We start from the raw sequence: 19,791 nt of genomic DNA on the forward strand, positions 1-19,791 counted from the left end.
CCCTGGGCGACTCGCTCGGCGGGCCTCGGGTGGCCGGCTCAGCGTCCCTTGGGCGCGAAGCCGCGGTTCAGCCCGGCCAGGAAGGTGTCCAGGCCGCCGAAGGGGTGGGCGTGGTGGACGGCGTCCGTACCCGCCGGGGCGGAGCCTTCGTGCCCCAGGGGGCCGGTGGCGTGGGCCGCGCCGGCAATCGGCAGGATGGCGGCGAGGACGGCGACGGTGGCCAGGGCGCGCTTGATCGAGGTCATGCGCGGACAACTGTCGTGGTGCACCGCAGGTCACGGGCGCGGGACCACCCGTGTCGGTCGCGGCCCGTCACACCAGCTCGATACTGAGTTGGGCGCCCAACTCACGGAACCCCAGGGCGGCCGCCACCCGCCGGGACTCCGGCGGCCGGGCTCGCCACTGCGGCAGCAGCCCCGCCGCGAGCGCGTGCGAGGTCGCCGCCGAACCGGTCACCCGGGCCAGCCCTCGCCCCCTGGACCCCGGGGCGGTCAGCACGCCGATGTGGGCGGTCCGACCAGGCCAGGTCCGGTACCCGGCCGCGGCCACCACCCGGGCGCCCGCACGGACCACGAACGCCGGCGAGGTGATCTCGTCCAGACCGGCCTCGCCCGCCTCGTCCGCGCCCGCCGCGCGCTCCAGGGCCCGCAGCTCCGGGTGGTCACCCGGCAGCCGCTCCACGGTCGGCGATCCCGCCGCGGCGGGACGGAAGCCCTCCGCGGAGGCGTACGCCAGGGCGGCCGGCCCGAGCAGCCGGACCACCGGCAGGACCGCCCGGACGGCGTCGGCGTCGGTGAGCGCCTCCACCGCCAGCCCTTCGAACGCGCTCCGGACGGCCGCGGCCGTCCCCCCGTCCGGCGCGGTCACGATCGCCGCCCCGCCCAGGGACACCACCCCGACCCAGCCGCCGGGGCACAGCCCCGACCGGGGCGAGACGACCACGTCCGCACCGCCCGCGGGCGGGAACGCCACCGGCGCCGAGGCCAGGCCCTCCCACAGCCCGCGGGCCCTGACCAGGAGGGGATCCATCGGCATGGCCCGATCCTGCCACGTTCCCGGCCCGGCTCCCGGCGGTGGGCCGGGAGCCCGGCGGGGCGGCGGGTGCGGCTCAGCGGGCGCCGAGGAGGTGCTCCAGGGCGAGCTGGTCGAGCTGCTCGAAGGCCATGCCGCGGGCGGCCGCCGCGTCCACGTCGAAGTCCTCGAACGCCGAGCGGTCGGCGAGCAGGCCGGCCAGGCCGTCCGCGGCGGTGGGCAGGGCCAGCTCGGGCAGGCGGGAGGCGGCCAGCGCGGCCGTGACCTCCGGGTCGGCCCGGAAGGCCCGCGAGCGCTCGGCCAGCAGCAGGTAGTTGCGCATGCAGGCGGACGCCGAGGCCCACACCCCGTCGAAGTCCTCGGTGCGCGGCGGCTTGAAGTCGAAGTGCCGCGGGCCCTCGTACCCGGCCGTCTCCAGCAGGTCGACCAGCCAGAACGCCTGGCGCAGGTCGCCCGCGCCGAAGCGGAAGTCCTGGTCGTACTTGATGCCGGACTGCCCGTTGAGGTCGATGTGGAACAGCTTGCCGTGCCACAGCGCCTGCGCGATGCCGTGCGGGAAGTTCAGCCCGGCCATCTGCTCGTGGCCGACCTCCGGGTTGAGGCCGACCCGGTCGGGGCGCTCCAGCTCGTTGATGAAGGCGAGGGCGTGGCCGACGGTCGGCAGCAGGATGTCGCCGCGCGGCTCGTTCGGCTTGGGCTCGATGGCGAAGCGCAGGTCGTAGCCCTGGGACTCGACGTACTCGCCGAGCAGGTCGAAGGCCTCCTTCAGCCGGTCGAGGGCGGTGCGCACGTCCTTGGCGGCGCCCGACTCGGCGCCCTCGCGGCCGCCCCAGGCGACGTAGGTGGTGGCGCCCAGTTCGGCGGCCAGGTCGATGTTGCGGATGGTCTTGCGCAGCGCGTACCGGCGCACCTCGCGGTCGTTCGAGGTGAACGCGCCGTCCTTGAACACCGGGTGGGTGAACAGGTTGGTGGTGGCCATCGGGACCTTCAGCCCGGCCGTGTCGAGGGCGGCCCGGAAACGCTTGACCACCTGCTCACGTTCGGCGTCGCTACTGCCGAAGGGAATGAGGTCGTCGTCGTGGAAGGTGACGCCGTACGCGCCGAGCGCGGCCAGGCGCTGGACGGTCTCGACCGGGTCGAGGGCGGGGCGGGTGGCGTCCCCGAAGGGGTCGCGGCCCTGCCAGCCGACGGTCCACAGGCCGAAGGTGAACTTGTGCGCGGGGGTGGGGGTGAGGGCGTCGGTGCTCATGATGCGGCTCCGGGAATCACGGCCGAAGGGGTGTTTGTCATCGCAGAAAACAAACTAGTATCCCGACACGTCGGAACGGAACCCCCCGAGCGGGAACCGCCGACCAGAACCCCCGAGCGGAGGAACGCATGGCAGCGCAGCGCGTCGTGATCGGCGTCGACAGCTCCACCCAGTCCACCAAGGCCCTCGCCGTCGACCTGGACACCGGAACCGTCCTCGGCCACGGCCGGGCCGGCCACACCGTCACCACCGGCGCCGGCCGCGAGAGCGACCCCGAACAGTGGTGGAACGCCCTCACCGAAGCCCTCACCGCCACCGGCTGGGCCGACCGCGCCGCCGCCGTCTCCGTCGCCGGCCAGCAGCACGGCCTGGTCGCCCTCGGCCCGGACGGACGGCCCGTCCACCCCGCCCTGCTCTGGAACGACGTCCGCTCCGCCCCGCAGGCCGCCGACCTGCGCGCCGCCTACGGCCCCGCCGAACTCGCCCGCCGCACCGGCAGCGTCCCCACCGCCGCCTTCACCGCTCCCAAATGGGCCTGGCTGCGCGCCCACCACCCCGACGCCGCCGACCGCGCCACCGCCGTCCGGCTGCCCCACGACTACCTCACCGAACGGCTCACCGGCCACGCCACCACCGACCGCGGCGACGCCTCCGGCACCGGCTGGTGGGGCCCCGACGGCTACGACCGCGCGCTCCTCGACCGGATCGGCCTCGACCCCGCCCTCCTCCCCGAGGTCCTGCCGCCCGGCGCCACCGCCGGCACCGTCCGCCCCGGCCTGCCGCTCCCCGCCGGCACCCCCGTCGCCACCGGCACCGGCGACAACATGGCCGCGGCCCTCGGCCTCGGCCTCACCCCCGGACAGCCCGTCCTCAGCCTCGGCACCTCCGGCACCGTCTACGCCGTCGGCCGCACCCGCCCCACCGACCCCAGCGGCACCGTCGCCGGCTTCGCCGACGCCCTCGGCGGCTGGCTCCCCCTGGCCTGCACCCTCAACTGCACCCTCGCCGTCGACCGCTTCGCCACCCTGCTCGGCCGCGACCGCCAGGACGTCGAAGCCGGCGGCACCGCCGTCGTCCTGCCCTACCTCGACGGCGAACGCACCCCCGACCTCCCCGCCGCCACCGGCCTCGTCCACGGCCTCCGCCACGACACCACCCCCGGCCAGCTCCTCCAGGCCGCCTACGACGGCGCCGCGCACGCCCTGCTCACCGCACTCGACGACGTCCTGCGTGCCGGCAACGAGAACGCCACCGACCGGCCGCTGCTCCTCATCGGCGGCGGCGCCCGCGGCCACGCCTGGCAGCAGACCGTCCGCCGACTCTCCGGCCGCGCCGTCCAGGTGCCCGCCGCCGAAGAACTCGTCGCCCTCGGCGCCGCCGCGCAGGCCGCCGCCCTCCTCACCGGCGAGCCCGCCGACGCCGTCGCCCGCCGCTGGCGCACGGCGGACGGGCCCGTCCTCGAACCCGTCGCCCGCGACAAGGACACCCTCGACCGGATCGGCGCCACCCTCCGCCGGGCGGCGGAGCTGCAGGGCGCCCCGGCGGGGGAGCGGTAACGACGCGCGGGGTGCTCGCGGTTGGCCGCGAGCACCCCTGCCCCAAGCCGGTGATCGGATCGGACCGGTGTCCCGCCCGCGGGTCCTACCGGCCGGCGTCGGGGCGGTTCCGAAACCCCTTGGACGGCAAGGGGACCGGCTTGCTGCAATGGGAGACGGCCGCTGTCGGAGTCGAAGGGGTGCGGCGATGACCGAGATCAGGCTGCACCTGTCGGTGCGCGGCCTCAACGAAGCGGACCTGCCGTCCTGCACCTGGGCCGGCTCACCCAAGCACGTGCGCGAGCTCGTCCACCAGATCCGCCGCGCCGAGGCGGGTGAGATCGACTACCTGGCCGTCTGCACGCCGGCCGGGCTCCCGGTGGCGGTCGGCGGAATCGACTACACGGTCGAGCCCGGCGCCGGCACGCTCTGGCAACTCGCCGTCCACCCGGCCCTGCAGTCCTGCGGGATCGGCACGCTGCTGATCCGCTCCGCCGAGCAGCGGATCGCCGCCCGGAGCCTGGCCCGCGCCGAACTCGGCGTCGAGGAGAGCAACCCGCGCGCCCGCGCCCTCTACGAACGCCTGGGCTACCGGGCCTTCGGCCGCGAGCTCGACTCCTGGGACGTGGAGGCCGAGGACGGCTCGCTCCAGCGGTACGAGACGATGTGCACGCTGATGCGCAAGGACCTGACGTGACCATGGATTTCGCGGCGTTCGTCGCCGATGCGACGGCCGACCCGGCCGTCGTCGGGCTCGTCCTCAAGGGCTCCCGGGCCCACGACGGCATGACCACCCGTCACTCCGACCACGACCTCTACGTCATCCTCGCCGACGACGCCGCGAGCGGGCCGACCGCGCTCGCAGGCTTCCGCTCCGCGCGGCTCGACCTGGTCGTCACGACCCTCGAAGGTTTCCGCCGGCCCGCCGACTGGGAGCGGTACGCCATCGCCCGCTCCCGGGTGCTGGTCGACCGCTGCGACGGGGAAGTCACCCGGATCGTCGCCGCGATGGGACGGCTGGGCGCCGAGGAGGCCTTCCGGTCCGCCGCCGCCCTGCTGGACGCCTACGCCAACGCGCTCTACCGCTCGGTGAAGAACCACCGCGACGGCAACCCGCTCGCCGGCCTCCTCGACGCGGCCGCCGGCGTCGGATTCCTGCTCGACCTGCTCTTCGCCCTGGAGCGCCGACCGCGCCCCTACAACAAGTACCTGGCCTGGGAGCTGGACCGGTTCCCGCTGCCCGGCTGGGAGAGCGCCGCGCTGCTGGACACCGTCGCCCGGATCACCGCGACCGGCGAAGTGGCGCTGCAGCAGCGGCTCTTCGCCCAGATGGAGGCGGCTGCCCGGGCCGCCGGCCACGCGGCGGTGCTGGACGCCTGGGGCGAGGACCTGCTCCTGATGCGGCCGCACCCGGACTCTCCGGCCCACCTGCCCTCCTGACCTTCGGGACGCCGAGAGCTCGGTGCGGCCCGTTCGAGCCGGCAGCGGATGGACGGGGTGGAGCAGTCACCTCAGCGCGCCGGCATCGGAATGCCGGGAGTCCTCGCCCTGGGAGAGAAACACCCTTCGCCGTGGCAGCTCAACGGCGGTGACAACGACTTGCACCTCTGCGCCGACCTGGAAGGCCTCCGGCGTGCCCGCTGCGGGCCTGCCGTGCACCTCTACGAAGGGCACCAGGCCCACGACTCCGTCCGATCGGGAATCGGGTTCCTGGAACCGGCTGGTGTGCTTCGGGGCAGCGGGTTCGGGGACGGGCCCTACGCCGCGGAGCGGATGGCGGCGAGGACGTCGAAGGCGTCGGCCGGGTCGGCGTCGTCGGGGAGGGAGACGGAGACGCGGCTGACGATGCCGGTGTAGCGGTCGGCGATCCGGCGGCCCGCTTCGGCGGGGTCGCCGACGGCGGCGAAGGTGTGGAGGACGTCGTCGTCGACGAGGCGGCCCATCTCCTGCCAGCGGCCGCGCATGGAGAGGGTGTGGAGCTCGTCGTGGAGCGCGCCCCAGCCGTGGTGGTCGAGCACGGCGCGGTAGGCGGGGGTGGAGGCGTAGAAGGCGATCCGCTCGCGGACGGCGGTGACGGAGGCCGCCAGTTCCTCCTCGGTGCGGCCGGTGGCGGTCAGCACGCTCACCGACACCTCGAAGGGCCGCCCGGCCGTCCACGCGGCGCCGGCCGCCTCGGAGTCGGCGCGGGCCTCGAGGACGCCGGGGAGGAGCCGTTCGGCCAGGTAGGAGGGGGAGTTGAGCGGGTGGCAGACGAGGCCGTCACCCACCTCGCCCGCGACGCGGGACATCAGCGGGCCGACACCGGCGATGAGCAGGCGGGGCGCGCCGTGGTCGAGCGGGCCCGGGTCGAAGAACGGGGTCATCAGGGTGTGGGTGTAGAAGTCCCCGCGGAAGGCGAGCCGTTGGCCGGTCTGCCAGCTGTGCCAGACGGCCCGGGTCGCGCTGACGAACTCGCGCATCCGGGCGGCGGGCCGGTCCCAGGGCATGGCGTAGCGGCGGGTGATGTGCGGCTTGACCTGGGAGCCGAGTCCGATGACGGCCCGGCCGCCGGAGTACCGCTGGAGGTCCCAGGCGCTGTGGGCGAGGGTCATCGGGGTGCGGGCGAAGGCGATGGCGACACCGGTGGCGAGTTCGATCCGGGTGGTGCGTCCGGAGGCGAGGGCGAGCAGCTGGAACGGGTCGTGGGCGGTCTCGGAGAACAGCGCCCGGTCGATGCCGAGCCGGTCGGCCTGCTCGATGCCGGTGAGCGCGGCGTCGGGGCGGGCGCCGGCGGTGAAGTCCACGCCGAGCGGCGCCGGGAAGGGGGGAGGGGATTGGGGCGCCATCTGCCTGTTCCTGCCGGTGGGTTCCGACCGTCGACGAACGGATCTCGGTCCACCCTATCCGGCCCGGGGGTCGGCGCCCGCCCGGCGCTGCCGGGGGATCCGGATCGTACCGGCGTATTGACACGGCATCAGGGCGGCCAGAATCATCAGGCACCGGTGGGAGCGCTCCCACTCAGTCCGAAGTCGATCGCAAGAGGAGAGGCCCGTGAAACCGTCGCGCATCCCGCGCCGCGCCGTACCGGCCGGAATCGCCGCACTGATGCTGGCGCTCGCCGTCCCCGCTCCGGCCCAGGCGGAGCAGGCCGGGGGCCACACGCTGCCCGCCGACACCCGGTTCTACGTCGAGCCGGACAGCGACGCGGCGAAGCAGGCCGTCCGCGACCTGCTGGCGCACAACGTCTCCGAGGCCGCCGCGATGGCCCGGCTCGCCACCTGGCCGCAGGCCCACTGGTTCACCGGCGGCACGCCCGCCGAGGTCGAGGAGCAGACCCGCACCCTGGTCCGCCGGGCCGCCGCCACCGGTACGGTGCCGGTGCTGGTCGCCTACAACATCCCGCTGCGGGACTGCTCGCAGTACTCCAGCGGCGGCGCGCAGTCCGACGCCGAGTACCGGGACTGGATCTCCGCGCTGGCCCGCGGCATCGGCCGCAGCAAGGCGGTAGTGGTGGTCGAGCCCGACGGCCTGGCCAACCTGCCGTCCGACTGCTCGCCGACCAGCGACCCCACCGGCGCGCTCACGGCCGGCCGGATCGCCGACCTGCGGTACGCGGTCGACGCCCTGGCGCAGCAGCCCAACAGCGTGGTCTACCTGGACGCGGGCAACAGCCACTGGCACGGCGTCGGCGCCATCGCGCAGCGCCTGCAGCAGGCCGGGATCGAGCACGCCCAGGGCTTCTCGCTGAACGTGTCGAACTTCCTCTCCACCGACCGCTCGGACCGGTACGGCACCTGGGTCTCCGGCTGCCTGTGGTTCGCCACCAAGGGCCCGGAGTGGGCGCGCGGGCACGCCGACTGGTGCGCCAGCCAGTACTACTCGCCCGCCGCCCCGAACGACGGGCAGCCCGGCAACGCGGTCGACGTCGAGGACCCGGCCACCTGGCACTGGACCGACGACTGGTTCCGGCAGAACGTCGGTACCCCGCCGCTGAACGAGCTGACCCACTTCGTCGTCGACACCAGCCGCAACGGCAAGGGCTCCTGGACCCCGCCGGCCGGCAAGTACAGCGGAGACCCGCAGGTCTGGTGCAACCCGCCCGGCCGCGGCATCGGCGACCGCCCGACCGCCGCCACCGGCACCCCGCTGGTCGACGCCTACCTGTGGATCAAGACCATCGGCCAGTCCGACGGCCAGTGCAACCGCAACATCCCCGGCGGCACCGTCGACCCGGAGTACGGCATCGTCGACCCGGCGGCCGGCGCCTGGTGGCCCGAGCAGGCGCTGACCCTGGTGCGCAACGCCACCCCCGCGCTGACCTTCGCCCCCTGGACCCGTCCCCGCCTCCCCGGGAGCACCGGCCAGAGCTCCTGAGCCGGGAGCGCCGACCGAGGGCTCCTGAGCCGGGAGCGCCGGCCGGGGCTTCGGGGGCAAGTCAGCCCCCGATGCCCGTCCGGGCGCCGAACTTGCCGCCGCGCGAAGCCAGTTCCTTCAGGGCGACGGCCGGCCGGCCGGACATCGAGGCCCGGCGGAGGCTGTCGTCGCGGTGGGTGAGCTGGCCCACCGCGGCGCGCCGGCCCAGCGTGACCGCCCGTGCCAGGTAGCGCACCGCGAACGGCTCCGGCGGCCGGCCCGCGACCAGCCGGGCCAGGTTGTCGACGGCGGCCGCGGCCTGCGGGGTCGCGGTCGCACACGCGAACCGGGCGCCCGGCACCGCCGCGCAGTCGCCCACCGCGAACACCCGCGGATCGGCGACGCTGCGCAGTGCCGGGTCGACCAGCGCCCGGCCGTCCGCGTCCACGTCCAGGCCGCTGCGCGCCGCCAGGTCCGGCACGCCGGAGACGATCCCCCACAGCGTCAGGTCCGAGGCGAGCGAGGCGCCCGAGCGCAGGTGCACCCGGCCGCCGGTGACCGCGGTCGCGCCCTCGTCCACGATCGCCACCCCGAGCCGCTCCAGGCCCCGGCGGATCCGGTCGAACGCCCTGTGCGAGAAGCCGTCGGCGACCGGCGAGCCGATGATCCGCACTCGCAGGTCGGGTCGGGCCTCCGCCACCTCCGCCGCCGTCTCCACGCCCGTCGCTCCGCCGCCGATCACCGTGACCGCACTGCCCGCCGGCAGCGCGGCCAGCGCGGCGCGGGCCTGCTCCGCGCCCTCCCAGGTCCCCACCGGGACCGTCCCCGGCATCGGGCGGACCGTGCTCCCGACGGCCAGGAACGCGTAGTCGAACAGCAGCACCGACCCGTCGTCCAGCACCACCGCGCCGTTGCCCACCTTCTCCACGCTGCCGAGGCGCACCTCGATGCCGGCCTTCAGCATCGACTCCAGCGGGGTGGCGGCGCGGGCCGTCCCCACGATCCGCTGGTGCAGCCGCACCCGTTCCACGAAGTCCGGACGCGGGTTCACCACCGTCACCTCCGCGCCCCGTACCTTCCTGACGGTCCGGTTCGCGGCCAGCGAACCCGCGTACCCCGCACCGATCACGACGACCTTCATCCCGGCCTCCCAGCCGCTCCGATTGACGTGCCGAGCAGGAGACACCGCCCGGCCCCGGCCCGTGACACCCCCGCCGGTGTGGCACAGGTCACCGCGCGGCGCGGTCACAGCCGGGGCGGCGCCGGCGTCCTGTGGGTGGCACCGCCCACGAACGAGGAGGCACCCCACCCATGAGCAGCGAGGACGCCCGTCCCGACCCCGCCACCGAGGCATTCGTCGCCCACCGCAACCTGCTCTTCACCGTCGCGTACGAGATGCTCGGATCCGCCGCCGACGCCGAGGACGTCCTCCAGGAGACCTGGCTGCGCTGGGCCGGCGTCGACCACGCCGCGGTCCGCGACCGCCGGGCCTACCTGGTGCGGATCACCACCCGGCAGGCCCTCGGACGGCTGCGCACCCTCAGCCGGCGCCGCGAGTCGTACGTCGGCCCGTGGCTGCCCGAACCGCTGCTCACCGCACCGGACGTGGCCGAGGACGTCGAGCTGGCCGAGAGCGTCTCGATGGCGATGATGCTGGTGCTGGAGACCCTGGCCCCGACCGAGCGGGCCGTGTTCGTGCTGCGCGAGGTGTTCGGCGTCGACTACGAGGAGATCGCCGAAGCCGTCGACAAGAGCCCTGCCGCCGTCCGGCAGATCGCCCACCGGGCCCGCACCCACGTGGCCGCCCGCCGCCCGCGCGGCGCCGTCACCGCCGCCGAGAACCGGGCCGCCATCGACGCCTTCCGGCGGGCCGTGGACACCGGCGACCTGCAGGGCCTGCTCGACCTGCTCGCCCCCGACGTGGTCGCCCTCTCCGACGGCGGCGGCATCAGGCAGGCGATGCCCCGTCCGACGGTCGGCGCCGAGAAGGTCGCCCGCCTGCTGACCGCCGGCATCGGCGTCTGGGGACCGGTCGCCACGGCCGAACCGACCCGCGTCAACGGGCACCCCGCGCTGCTGCTGCGGATCGACGGGGAGGTGGACCTGGTGATCGCACTGCGGTTGGACGACGGCCTGATCAGCGGCATCTACACGGTGCGCAACCCGGAGAAGCTGACCCGGATCGAGCGGGAGACCGCGCTCACCCGATGACGCCCCCGGCGGGTCATGGCGTGCGAGCGGGCGTACTGTTGGGGGCGGGCGCCTGCTTCGCCCGTACGGAGGCACGGACTACCGAGACAGGTCAGCTCCCGTAGCCATGGCGTTGGCTGACCGACCGTAAGGACCGACCCGTGAGCCTCGACGGACCGCGCCGGTGAACGAGACCTGGGTGATCGACGGCGGCAGCCCCGGGCCCGTGTCGTCCGCGACGGTGGTGGAGGCCCTCCGTGCGCGGGCCGACGACAGCCGGTTCGAGACGTGGCTGACCAGCTCCTCCGGGAGGTCGCTGGCCCTCGTGACCAACACCGAGCGGGCGATGGTCATGCTGCTGGAGGACGAGGGGGATCCCGGCGAGCACGCCGTGACGCCCGGCGCCGAGGGATCGAGCAACGGGTTTGTCCTCTCCAACGGGCAGGACGACGAGTACCCGGACGCGGACACTGTGCCCGTGGACGAGGCGTTGAGGATCGTCGCGCACATCGTCTCCACGGGCTCGTGGCCGACCGACGCACCCAGGGTGGTCGATCGCTGACGGCCACGGTCGGGTGCGTCGGGTGCTCATGTTCGGCGGGACGTCAGCGTCGGCGCCGACCTCGCTGGGACGGGACGCGGGGCCACATGCCTCCTCCGGCCCACTCCTGCTCGAACACCGCCGTCAGCTGAGCCCGCATGACACTTCGCCAGATCGGCTCGGGGCTCGGACCGCGGGTGCCCATCTCGCGCAACTGGTCCACGATCGACAGGAGCAGCGAGGTGGCGAGCTCGGCATCGGTGACGGGGCTGTCGTGACGGACCAGCAGCCGGTCGAAGGCGCTCCCCAGCACCGGTGCGGGGACGACGCGTTCCAGGAGGGCGGTCCGGAGGCTCGCGCCGGCCGGCAGCGAGTCTTGACGGGGGCGGTCGGGTGAGCCGGTGGAGAGCTGCCGGGCCAGGGAACGGACAGCACGGTACTGGAGGGTCCTGACTGCGCCTTCGTCCCTGCCGGTGATCCGGGCGGTCTCGCTCACGGAGAGCCCCCCGAGGAATCGCAGAGCGGCACACTCCTGCTGCGAGGGAGTGAGGCGCTGCAAGGACTCCACCAGCGCAGTGTCCTGACCGTGCGCGTCGGAGCCGAGCGCCTCGCTGCCGGTCAGGGCCAGCTGGAAGCGGCTGGACTTGAAGTGGTCGGCGACCAGGTTGCGGGCGATGGTGACCAGCCAGGCGCCGAAGTCCCGGCCCTGCCAGGTGAAGGTGCCGATCCGGCGCAGCGCCCGGAGGAAGGTCTCGCTGGTCAGGTCCTCGGCGGTGGCCCGGCTGCCGACCCGGTAGTAGATGTACCGGTAGACGGTGTCGGCGTGGTGGTCGAACAAGGCCGCGAAGGCCGCGGCATCGCCCGCCTGGGCGCGCGCCACCACAGCGACAGTGTCGGACGAGGCTCGGGCCTGGAGAACGACTTCGGCGTTCTGTGGGGCCAACGGGGCGGACACCGGCTCGCGGAGTCCCGGCGAACGTCGTGACAGTACGGCCAGCACCCGGCCGGCGAAGGAGTCGCCGCGGATCATGGCGTGGTGCCTTCCGTCACGGGCTCGCCCGGTCCGGCGGGCGTGGGCTCGCCGGCCATCGCCTCACCGGCTGCCGGCACGAGAGCGGGCTCGGTCCGCGCCCGGGGTGCGGGTTCGGGTGCGGGCTCGACGGCCGGCGTCCGTGGCTGGGGGGCGGGCTCGTCCTCGCGAGGCCGGGCAGCCTCCATGTCCCGGAGTGCGTGCTCCGCCACCTGGAGCGGGACGACCTTGGTCAGCTTGTCCAAGATGCCCCGGACGTTCATGCCGAGGATGAAGGACACCGCCGGAACCGCGGCGTACGCGTAGGTGGCCGCCATGACACCGGCCACCGCGCTACTGACGAACACGCCGAGGGCAACCGCCACGGCGTAGGCGGTGCCACCAGGTGCGGGCAGGTTCTCCTCGCCCGGTCGCAGGTCCGGCCGCCGGACGATCCGCCCGGAAGGGTCCGGTCCTACCTGCCAGGGCAGAGCACCGTGCGACTTGAGCGCGTGGATGAAGTCCAACGCCTCGATCGAGAATCCGCCGAGCCCGCCCAGGGCCGCGGCTGCCAACCAGTCCATGCGACGCAGCGTAGGGAGCGGGGCAGACGCGGCGAACAAAACGCCGAAAGGTTCCTACGTTTGGGTGAAGGGGATGCCTGACGGATGGTCAGGTGTTCGACGGCGTCGGCTGGAGGGAGTCGAGCCAGTCGAGGAGGCGGGTGCCTTCGCGGGTCATGATCTCGGGGTCGCGGAGGGCGTTGGCGAGGAGGGACATGCCCTGGTAGCCGGCGACCAGGGTGAGGGCGAGGCCGTCGGGGTCGGGGAGGTCGAGGGCGCGGAACTGGGTGGCGGACCAGTCGAGGAGGCGGCGGATCACCGCGCCGACCTCGGCGTCGAGGGTGCCGTCGGTGCGCTTGTCGAGCTCGACGGCGAGGGTGCCGGTGGGGCAGCCGTGCAGGGCCGCGCGTTCGCGTTCGCCGATCCAGCCGGCGACCAGGGCCTTCAGGCGGTCGCGGGGGTCGGTGAACCGGTCGAGCGTGGCGGTGAGCTGGTCGAGGTGCGCGGTGTGCTCGGAGAGGGCGGCGCGGACCAGCTCGTCCTTGGTCTTGAAGTAGTAGTAGACGTTCCCGAGCGGGACGTCGGCCTCGCGGGCGATGTCGGCGAGGGTGGTGCGTTCGACGCCCTGCTCGTGCAGGACCTTGGCGGCGGCTGCGGTGAGGCGCCGGCGCTTGTGCGAGGCCTGGGTCCGTCGATCCACTGAGTTGGTCACCCAACTGACTATAGACATCCTCCGGTGGGGGCGTGCTACGGTCGAACCAAGTCAGTCAACTAACTCACTCGATCGAAGGGGACTGTGATGATCACAGTGACGGGTGCCACCGGCAACATCGGGCGGACGCTAGTCGGTCTGCTGGCGGGGGCGGGGGAGGAGGTCGTGGCGGTCTCGCGGCGGCCGCACGACGGAGGCGGTGCCCAGGGAGGCGGTGCACGGGGCGACGGTGCGGCGGGCGTCCGGTGGGTGCGGGCGGACGTCGGCGAGGCGGCGGGCATGGGGCCGGCGCTGGCCGGGGCGCGTGCGCTGTTCCTGGTGCTCGGCGGGGAGCTCAACCTCGGCGGTGAGAGCCCGGACGCGCTGGTGAAGGCGGCCGGCGACGCCGGGGTCGAGCGGATCGTGCTGGTCTCCTCGCAGGCGAGCGAGACCCGCCCGGACGCTCCCTCGCACGCCCGGCTGCGGGAGTTCGAGGCGGCGGTGCGGGCGTCCGGGCGGGCGTTCACCGTCCTGCGGCCCGCCGGGTTCGCCTCCAACGCCTTCGCCTGGGCGGAGACGGTGCGCACCGGGCGGACGGCGTTCGCGCCGTTCGGCGACGTGGCGCTGCCGGTGGTCGACCCCGCGGACATCGCGGCCGTCGCGGCGGCCGCGCTGACCGAGGACGGGCACGCGGGCCGCACCTACACCCTGACCGGCCCCGTGCCGATCAGCCCGCGCGAGCAGGTCGCCGCCGTCGCGGAGGCGCTGGGGGAGGAGGTCGCGTTCGTCGAGCTCTCCCGCGCGGAGGCGTCCGCGGCGATGTCCCGGTCCATGCCGGAGCAGGTCGTCACCGGCACGCTGGACATCCTCGGCGAGCCGCGGCCGGCCGAGCTCGTGGTCTCCCCGGACACGGAGGCCGTCCTCGGCCGCCCGGCGAGCCCGTTCGAGGCGTGGGTCGCGCGCAACCTGCCGGCGTTCCGCTGACCGGCGGCGCTCAGGCGCTCAGGCGTTCAGGCCCGAGGTGCGGGAGCTCAAGCCCGAGGGCCGAGGTGCGGAAGTTCAGGCCCAGGGGAGGGCGGAGCGGGTCTTCCAGTAGTGGTCGGCCGGTTCGGCGAGCGGGGCGAGTCCGGCCAGGTCGTCCGGGGTGAGGGCGAGGTCGGCGGCCGTCAGGTTGGAGGCGAGCTGCCCGGTGGTGGCCGCGCCGGAGAGCACCAGGTCGGCCCACGGCTGGGCGGCCGCGGCGGCGAGCGCGAGCGCGTCGCAGGTGGTCCCGGCGCGGGCGGCGACGGCGCGCAGCGCGGCGGTGTCGGGTCCGGTGGCGTTGCGGTCGGCGAGGCGGCCGTTGGCCATGCCCTCCTTGATGACGACCAGCACGCCGCGGGCCCCCGCCTCGGCGAGCGCGGGTCCGGCGGAGGTCTCCAGGACGTTCCAGGTGGACTGGACGGCGGTGAAGAGGGCCCGGCCGTCGACCGTGATGTCCAGGGCGGCCAGGATCGCCGCCGCCTGCGCCGGGCCGCTGGTGGAGAGCCCCACCCGGACGCCCTCCGCAGCCAGCGCGGCGAGCCGCCCGTGCAGGACCGGGTCGGTGAGCGCCGGGCTGTCCGGGGTGACGGAGTGCACCAGGTAGACGTCGGGCAGCCGGCCGAGCGTGGCCCGGGTCTCGGCGATCTGGCGGTCGAACACCGCCACCGAGTGCTCCTTCACCTCGTGCACCGGCACCCCGGAGGCACGCCAGTCGGCGGTGTAGGTGTAGCCCCACTTGCTGCCGACCGTGCACTGCGCCGCGGCCTCCGGCCGGGCGGCCAGCCATCCGCCGAGGAACTCCTCGGCGCGCCCGTACGAGCGGGCGGTGTCCAGGTACCGCACGCCGGCGGCGTACGCGGCGTCGAGCAGCTGGTGGGTCCGCTCGCGGAGGGCGTCGACAGTGCGGTCGGCCGGCAGGTCCCGGTCGCGTCCGAGCGTGATGTACCCGGGCCGTCCGACCGCGGCCGTGCCCAGGCCGTACCGGGCGACGGACGGGCGGTGATCGGCGGTCGGTGCGTGCGACATGGGCGGCCCTCGGTGACGGTGACGGCGGTGCGGGCGGGGCCGTGGCGGCCCCGCCCGCACCCTATCCGTCCTGTTCCGGGCGGTGGGACGGCACCCGTCGGGGACGCGCCCGGGCCCGGGGGCGTGCGCCGGGCGGTGGCTGCGTCAGGCCGCCGCGGGGACCGGGCCGTCGGACGCCGTGCCGCGCGCCCGGGCGTGCCGGGAGGGCAGCTGGAGCAGGCGGCAGCCGTGCAGCTCCAGGACCCGCAGGACCGAGGCGGTCTGCTCGGGGCGCAGGCCGAACACGTACAGCCCGGGGACCAGGACCGCCGTGATCCAGCCCGCGGCGACGGCGCGCAGCAGGGCGTCCAGGGCCGGGAGGCCGTCGGCGACGCGCAGGCCGTTGTCGATGTGCAGCTGCGGTTCGGGCAGCCCGTGGTCGGCGGCGAGGGCGTCCAGGGCCCAGCGCTGGCACTCCATGCCGGTCGGGTCGAAGGGGTAGGAGCGGAGGTAGGCCGCCGTGCGGGGCGGCTGTCCGGCGTCGCCGGCTCGCTCGAATGCGTCCATCGCTGCCACCTGCCTGATCTCGGGGCCGCCGGGCTGCGGCGGCACGTCCAGCAGACCGCGCGGATCACTGGGGGTTCAATTGCGGGCACTACCTATTCGCACCCCCAGTCACCCGGAGCGCCCGGACGTGCACCCCGCGGTGGGAGCCCGTCCGGGTCCGGCGCGCGGTGCTGTGGTTCGAGGGATCAGGTCCACTGGTCGGCCGGCTTGACGCCGGGGACGGGCTTGCCGATCAGGGCCAGCGGGACGAAGAAGTTCACCTGGCCGATGGCGAGGGTGAGGGTGGTCAGCGCCTTGGGGTCGTAGTGCCCGGCGGCCTCGGCGTACAGCTCGTCGGAGACCCGCTCGCCCTGCGGGTTGGGCGTGAGGACGGCCTCGACCAGGGCGAGGGCGACCCGTTCGGCGGGGGTGAAGTACGGCGCGGACTGCCAGGTGGCGACCGCGTCGAGGCGCTCCTCGCGCTCGCCGGCCTTGCGGAGCAGACCGGTGTGCAGGGCGGTGAGGTACGTGCTGCCGACGATCTGCCCGGCCCGGAGCTGGACCAGGCCGATGGTGGTGCGCGGGACGGAGCGGTTGCCGGTGGCGCGGAACAGCCAGCCCGAGAGCTCCTCCAGCTCGGGGACCTGGGCGATCGGGTCGGACATCCGGGAGCGCGGCGCGGTGGTCATGGGGTGGTCCTCTCGGGGGTTCCGTCCGTTGCTGTCACTGCACCGACGGATCCCGGCCCGGCGATGTGACAGCCGGGCGCGGGTCTCTCCGGAGGACTTCTTCGAGGGCGGTCGCCGGATCAGGCCAGGGCGGCGGCGAGGAGTTCGGCGGTGCGGGCGACCAGGGGTTCGTCCGCGGGGGCGGTGGGGTCGTGCTTGGTGGAGAGGACCACCAGGACGATCGGCTCGCGCCCGGGCGGCCAGGTGAGGCCGGCGTCGTTGGTGGTGCCGTAGCTGCCGGTGCCGGTCTTGTCGGCGAGGGTCCAGTCCGCGGGGAGCCCGGCGCGGAAGCGGTGGGTGCTGGTGGTGTTGGCCAGCAGCCAGCCGGTGAGGCGGTCCCGGTCGGGTGCGGTGAGGGCGTTGCCGAGGGTGAGACGGGCGTAGGTCCGGGCGAGGGCGCGGGGGCTCGACGTGTCGGTGACCCGGTCCGGTTCGGCGGTGTTGAGGTCGGGTTCCCAGCGGTCGAGGCGGGTGACCGGGTCGCCGAGGGAGCGGCAGAAGCGGGTCACGGCGGTCGGGCCGCCGAGTTCGCGCAGCAGCAGGTTGGCGGCGCCGTTGTCGCTGTGGGTGATGGCGGCGGCGCACAGGTCGGCGACGGTCATGCCGTGGGCGAGGTTCTCCGGCAGGCCGGTGATCGGGGCGTAGCCGGACCTGGTGACGTACTCCTCGGTGTAGCGGATCACCGTGGCGAGGTGGCCGCCGTCGTGGTCGAGGTCGCGCAGGACGGCGGCCACGGCGATGGTCTTGAAGGTCGAGCAGTACGGGAACAGCTCGTCGGCGCGGTGGCGCACGGTCCGGCCCGTTCCGGTGTCGTACGCGAAGACGCCCAGCCGGGCGGCGTGTTCCCGTTCGAGGGCGCGCAGCTCCTCGCCGAGATGCGGGACGGCGCCCCGGTCCTGGGCGGCGGCCCGGCCGCTGCCCAGCGGGAGCGCGACGGCGAGGGCCGTCGCCGCTGCTCCGGTGAGCATCCCGCGCCTGTTCGGACGTACCGTCATGTTGTCCTCCGCTTCCCTCGTCCCACCGGGCGGTCGGCGCCCGGCCCTACATCCCACCACGCTGTCTGTGCCCGAAAGGTCACGAGGATCGGCCATGATGGCGCCATGGCCGATGAAACGATCACCCCACGCACCATCGCCGACCGCCACCTCGACCGGGTGGCCGCCCACGATCCGCTGGAGGCCGCCTGGTTGGGCCTGCACCCGGATGACGACAGGCAGCCGGACCTCTCCCCGGAGGGGTTCGAGGCACACGCCGCCACCGTCCGGGGCACCCTCGCCGAGCTCGACGCCGCCTCCGCCGCCGGAGCGGCCTGGACGGACCCCGCCGACCGGCGCTGCGAGCGGCTGCTCCGGGACCGCCTCAGCGCCGAACTCGCCCTGCACGAAAGCGGGGAGAACTTCCGTCAGCTGCGCCCCATCGGTGCCCACGTGCACCAGGTGCGGGACATCTTCACCTACATGCCCACCGAGACGGACGAGCAGTGGGCCGTCGTGGCCGGTCGGCTCCGCAACCTGCCCGCCGCACTCGACGGCTACCGGGCCACCCTCACCGAGGGGGTCTCCCGCGGTCTGCTCGCGGCCCCGCGCCAGGCGGCCGCGGTGGCCGACCAGCTCACCGCCTGGACGGGGGAAGCGACCGGCGGCGCCGGCTGGTTCGCCGACCTCGTCGCGCCCGGGCCCGAACGGCTGCGCACCGAGCTGGACGGCGCCGCGGGCAAGGCCACCGCCGCGGTCGCCGACTTCCGCGACTGGCTGCGGAACACCTACACGCCCGCCGCCGTCGCGGCGGGCGTCCCGGACGCCGTGGGCCGCGAGCGCTACCGCCTCGCGGTCCGCCACAACACCGGCGCCGACCTCGACCTGGACGAGGCGTACGCCTGGGCCTGGAGCGAGTTCCACCGCACGGCCGCGGAGATGCGCGCCGAGGCGCAGCGCGTCCTGCCCGGGGCGGGGGTCAAGGAGGCGGTGGACCACCTGGAACGGCACGGCCACGTCGTGCACGGTGAGGAGGCGGTCCGGGACTGGCTCCAGCAGGTGATGGACGGGGCGATCACCGCACTCGACGGCACGCACTTCGACATCGCCGGGCCGCTGCGCCGGGTGGAGTCCCACACAGCGCCTCCGGGAACCGCCGCCGCGCCGTACTACACCGGCCCCAACCTGGACTTCAGCCGCCCCGGCCGCACCTACCTGCCCACCCTCGGCCGGACCGCCTTCCCGACCTGGCAGCTCGTCACCACCTGGTACCACGAGGGCGTCCCCGGGCACCACCTGCAGCTCGCCCAGTGGGTGGCGCTCGCCGACCGGCTCAGCCGCTACCAGACCACCCTGGGCACGGTCAGCGCCAACATCGAAGGCTGGGCGCTGTACGCGGAACGGCTCATGGACGAACTGGGCTTCTTCGAGGATCCCGCCCACCGCCTCGGCTTCCTCGACCAACAGATGCTGCGCACGATCCGGGTGATCGTCGACATCGGCATGCACCTCGGCCTGCGGATCCCCGCCGATGCCGGCTTCCACCCCGGCGAGCGGTGGACCCCCGAACTGGCGACCGCGTTCATGGCCGAGTTCAACGGCAGTCCGGCCGAGCTGCGGGAGAGCGAGATCGTCCGGTACCTCGGCTGGCCGGGCCAGGCCATCGGCTACAAGCTCGGCGAACGCGCCTGGCTGCGGGGGCGGGAGGCCGCTCGCCGCCGGCAGGGAGCCGCGTTCGACCTCAAGGCCTGGCACATGGGCGCGCTCGCCCAGGGATCGCTCGGCCTGGACGACCTGGTCGACCAGCTCGCCGAGGTCCAGTAGGAGGCCGGGAGGACGGGAGGCCGGTCGGTCAGGTCAGCGCCGGGAGGCCGGTCGGTCAGGTCAGGTCAGCCCCGGGAGGCCGGTCGGTCAGGTCAGTGCCGGGAGGAAGCCGCCGCGGGGATGTGCCGGCGCGGAGCAGGTGTGCCCAGTCCAGGGACTCGGGCAGGGCGTCGAGGGAGAGCACCACGGCGCCGCCGGCCCGCTCGGCGTCCTCGCACCAGTCGGCGAGGTCGGCCGGCAGCCCCTGGTCCCCGTCGACGACCGGCGCGACCATCGAGGGGATGACGACGCCGGCCTCGCCCGGGCCGTCGACGACGCAGAGGGTGAGCTTCGGGACGATGCTCCACCCGTCGCAGCGGGGCACCTCGCCGTCGGTGACGGCGAGGACCGGCAGGTCGTCGTGGACGGGGGCGGCCGCCAGCAGCAGCGCGGGGACGGTGCCGCGGACGAACAGGGCCTGCTCGGGAGGGAGAAGCATCCGCCCACTCTCGCAGGTCGGTGCGCGCGGCGGAACGGCGGGTTCCGACCGGTCGGGCGCGAGGCGGCGCC

20 protein-coding genes and 1 pseudogene are annotated in these 19,791 nt (G+C 74.6%); 8 read left to right on the forward strand and 13 right to left on the reverse strand.

Annotated features, from left to right (window positions below; all coding sequences use genetic code 11):
* Positions 1–38: 38 nt before the first annotated feature.
* The 3 genes from ABEB06_RS36715 to xylA all read right to left on the reverse strand — a co-directional run bounded on the left by ABEB06_RS36715 (position 39) and on the right by xylA (position 2,281).
* Positions 39–245, reverse strand: coding sequence for a hypothetical protein (locus ABEB06_RS36715; protein WP_345701275.1), 207 nt, complete (start codon positions 243–245; stop codon positions 39–41).
* A 67-nt stretch (positions 246–312) separates the two neighbouring features.
* Positions 313–1,035: a GNAT family N-acetyltransferase gene (locus ABEB06_RS36720; RefSeq protein WP_345701276.1), complete on the reverse strand. Its 723-nt coding sequence runs from the start codon at positions 1,033–1,035 to the stop codon at positions 313–315.
* A 73-nt stretch (positions 1,036–1,108) separates the two neighbouring features.
* Positions 1,109–2,281, reverse strand: a complete 1,173-nt coding sequence (gene xylA / locus ABEB06_RS36725; protein WP_345701277.1) for a xylose isomerase — start codon at positions 2,279–2,281, stop codon at positions 1,109–1,111.
* A 128-nt stretch (positions 2,282–2,409) separates the two neighbouring features.
* Here xylA and xylB point away from each other — a divergent pair, with 128 nt between their 5' ends.
* The 3 genes from xylB to ABEB06_RS36740 all read left to right on the forward strand — a co-directional run bounded on the left by xylB (position 2,410) and on the right by ABEB06_RS36740 (position 5,256).
* Complete coding sequence (xylB, locus tag ABEB06_RS36730) at positions 2,410–3,837, forward strand: xylulokinase (protein ID WP_345701278.1); 1,428 nt, start codon at positions 2,410–2,412, stop codon at positions 3,835–3,837.
* 187 nt (positions 3,838–4,024) lie between these two features.
* Complete coding sequence (locus tag ABEB06_RS36735; RefSeq protein ID WP_345701279.1) at positions 4,025–4,513, forward strand: GNAT family N-acetyltransferase; 489 nt, start codon at positions 4,025–4,027, stop codon at positions 4,511–4,513.
* A 2-nt stretch (positions 4,514–4,515) separates the two neighbouring features.
* Complete coding sequence (locus ABEB06_RS36740; RefSeq protein ID WP_345702104.1) at positions 4,516–5,256, forward strand: hypothetical protein; 741 nt, start codon at positions 4,516–4,518, stop codon at positions 5,254–5,256.
* 317 nt (positions 5,257–5,573) lie between these two features.
* Here the strand turns inward: ABEB06_RS36740 and ABEB06_RS36745 are convergent, their stop codons facing one another.
* Positions 5,574–6,641: a TIGR03617 family F420-dependent LLM class oxidoreductase gene (locus ABEB06_RS36745; protein WP_345701280.1), complete on the reverse strand. Its 1,068-nt coding sequence runs from the start codon at positions 6,639–6,641 to the stop codon at positions 5,574–5,576.
* A 205-nt stretch (positions 6,642–6,846) separates the two neighbouring features.
* Between ABEB06_RS36745 and ABEB06_RS36750 the strand changes: the two genes are divergently transcribed.
* Positions 6,847–8,169, forward strand: coding sequence for a glycoside hydrolase family 6 protein (locus tag ABEB06_RS36750; RefSeq protein ID WP_345701281.1), 1,323 nt, complete (start codon positions 6,847–6,849; stop codon positions 8,167–8,169).
* 61 nt (positions 8,170–8,230) lie between these two features.
* On the opposite strand, the gene ABEB06_RS36755 is transcribed toward ABEB06_RS36750, so the two are convergent.
* A complete protein-coding gene (locus ABEB06_RS36755) occupies positions 8,231–9,289 on the reverse strand; it encodes an NAD(P)/FAD-dependent oxidoreductase (protein ID WP_345701282.1) in 1,059 nt (352 codons plus the stop codon).
* A gap of 170 nt (positions 9,290–9,459) precedes the next feature.
* On the opposite strand from ABEB06_RS36755, the gene ABEB06_RS36760 reads away from it, so the two are divergent.
* Positions 9,460–10,359, forward strand: a complete 900-nt coding sequence (locus ABEB06_RS36760; protein WP_345701283.1) for an RNA polymerase sigma-70 factor — start codon at positions 9,460–9,462, stop codon at positions 10,357–10,359.
* Between the two features lie 163 nt (positions 10,360–10,522).
* Positions 10,523–10,900, forward strand: a complete 378-nt coding sequence (locus tag ABEB06_RS36765) for a hypothetical protein (RefSeq protein ID WP_345701284.1) — start codon at positions 10,523–10,525, stop codon at positions 10,898–10,900.
* Between the two features lie 358 nt (positions 10,901–11,258).
* On the opposite strand, the pseudogene ABEB06_RS36770 reads toward ABEB06_RS36765, so the two are convergent.
* From ABEB06_RS36770 to ABEB06_RS36780, 3 genes and pseudogenes are all read right to left on the reverse strand, one after another.
* A pseudogene (locus tag ABEB06_RS36770) lies at positions 11,259–11,909 on the reverse strand (sigma-70 family RNA polymerase sigma factor); the annotation flags it as partial.
* Complete coding sequence (locus ABEB06_RS36775; RefSeq protein ID WP_345701285.1) at positions 11,906–12,472, reverse strand: hypothetical protein; 567 nt, start codon at positions 12,470–12,472, stop codon at positions 11,906–11,908. The gene ABEB06_RS36775 and the pseudogene ABEB06_RS36770, both read right to left, overlap by 4 nt.
* Before the next feature lie 88 nt (positions 12,473–12,560).
* Positions 12,561–13,163: a TetR/AcrR family transcriptional regulator gene (locus ABEB06_RS36780; protein WP_345701286.1), complete on the reverse strand. Its 603-nt coding sequence runs from the start codon at positions 13,161–13,163 to the stop codon at positions 12,561–12,563.
* A gap of 87 nt (positions 13,164–13,250) precedes the next feature.
* Here ABEB06_RS36780 and ABEB06_RS36785 point away from each other — a divergent pair, with 87 nt between their 5' ends.
* Positions 13,251–14,126: an SDR family oxidoreductase gene (locus ABEB06_RS36785; protein ID WP_345701287.1), complete on the forward strand. Its 876-nt coding sequence runs from the start codon at positions 13,251–13,253 to the stop codon at positions 14,124–14,126.
* A 75-nt stretch (positions 14,127–14,201) separates the two neighbouring features.
* Here ABEB06_RS36785 and ABEB06_RS36790 read toward each other — a convergent pair whose 3' ends face one another.
* The 4 genes from ABEB06_RS36790 to bla form a co-directional block, all read right to left on the reverse strand.
* A complete protein-coding gene (locus tag ABEB06_RS36790; RefSeq protein ID WP_345701288.1) occupies positions 14,202–15,191 on the reverse strand; it encodes an aldo/keto reductase in 990 nt (329 codons plus the stop codon).
* A 144-nt stretch (positions 15,192–15,335) separates the two neighbouring features.
* The gene (locus ABEB06_RS36795) at positions 15,336–15,737 is read right to left on the reverse strand and encodes a hypothetical protein (protein ID WP_345701289.1); all 402 of its coding nucleotides are present in this window, start codon (positions 15,735–15,737) and stop codon (positions 15,336–15,338) included.
* A 185-nt stretch (positions 15,738–15,922) separates the two neighbouring features.
* On the reverse strand, positions 15,923–16,405 hold the full coding sequence (locus tag ABEB06_RS36800) for a carboxymuconolactone decarboxylase family protein (RefSeq protein ID WP_345701290.1): 483 nt from the start codon (positions 16,403–16,405) through the stop codon (positions 15,923–15,925).
* A 119-nt stretch (positions 16,406–16,524) separates the two neighbouring features.
* Positions 16,525–17,439, reverse strand: coding sequence for a class A beta-lactamase (bla, locus tag ABEB06_RS36805; RefSeq protein ID WP_345701291.1), 915 nt, complete (start codon positions 17,437–17,439; stop codon positions 16,525–16,527).
* Positions 17,440–17,544: 105 nt separating this feature from the next.
* Between bla and ABEB06_RS36810 the strand changes: the two genes are divergently transcribed.
* On the forward strand, positions 17,545–19,242 hold the full coding sequence (locus tag ABEB06_RS36810) for a DUF885 domain-containing protein (protein ID WP_345701292.1): 1,698 nt from the start codon (positions 17,545–17,547) through the stop codon (positions 19,240–19,242).
* 55 nt (positions 19,243–19,297) lie between these two features.
* Here ABEB06_RS36810 and ABEB06_RS36815 read toward each other — a convergent pair whose 3' ends face one another.
* A complete protein-coding gene (locus tag ABEB06_RS36815; RefSeq protein WP_345701293.1) occupies positions 19,298–19,720 on the reverse strand; it encodes a hypothetical protein in 423 nt (140 codons plus the stop codon).
* Between the last annotated feature and the right edge of the window lie 71 nt (positions 19,721–19,791).

It is taken from the genome of Kitasatospora terrestris (assembly GCF_039542905.1).
Classification (GTDB): domain Bacteria; phylum Actinomycetota; class Actinomycetes; order Streptomycetales; family Streptomycetaceae; genus Kitasatospora; species Kitasatospora terrestris.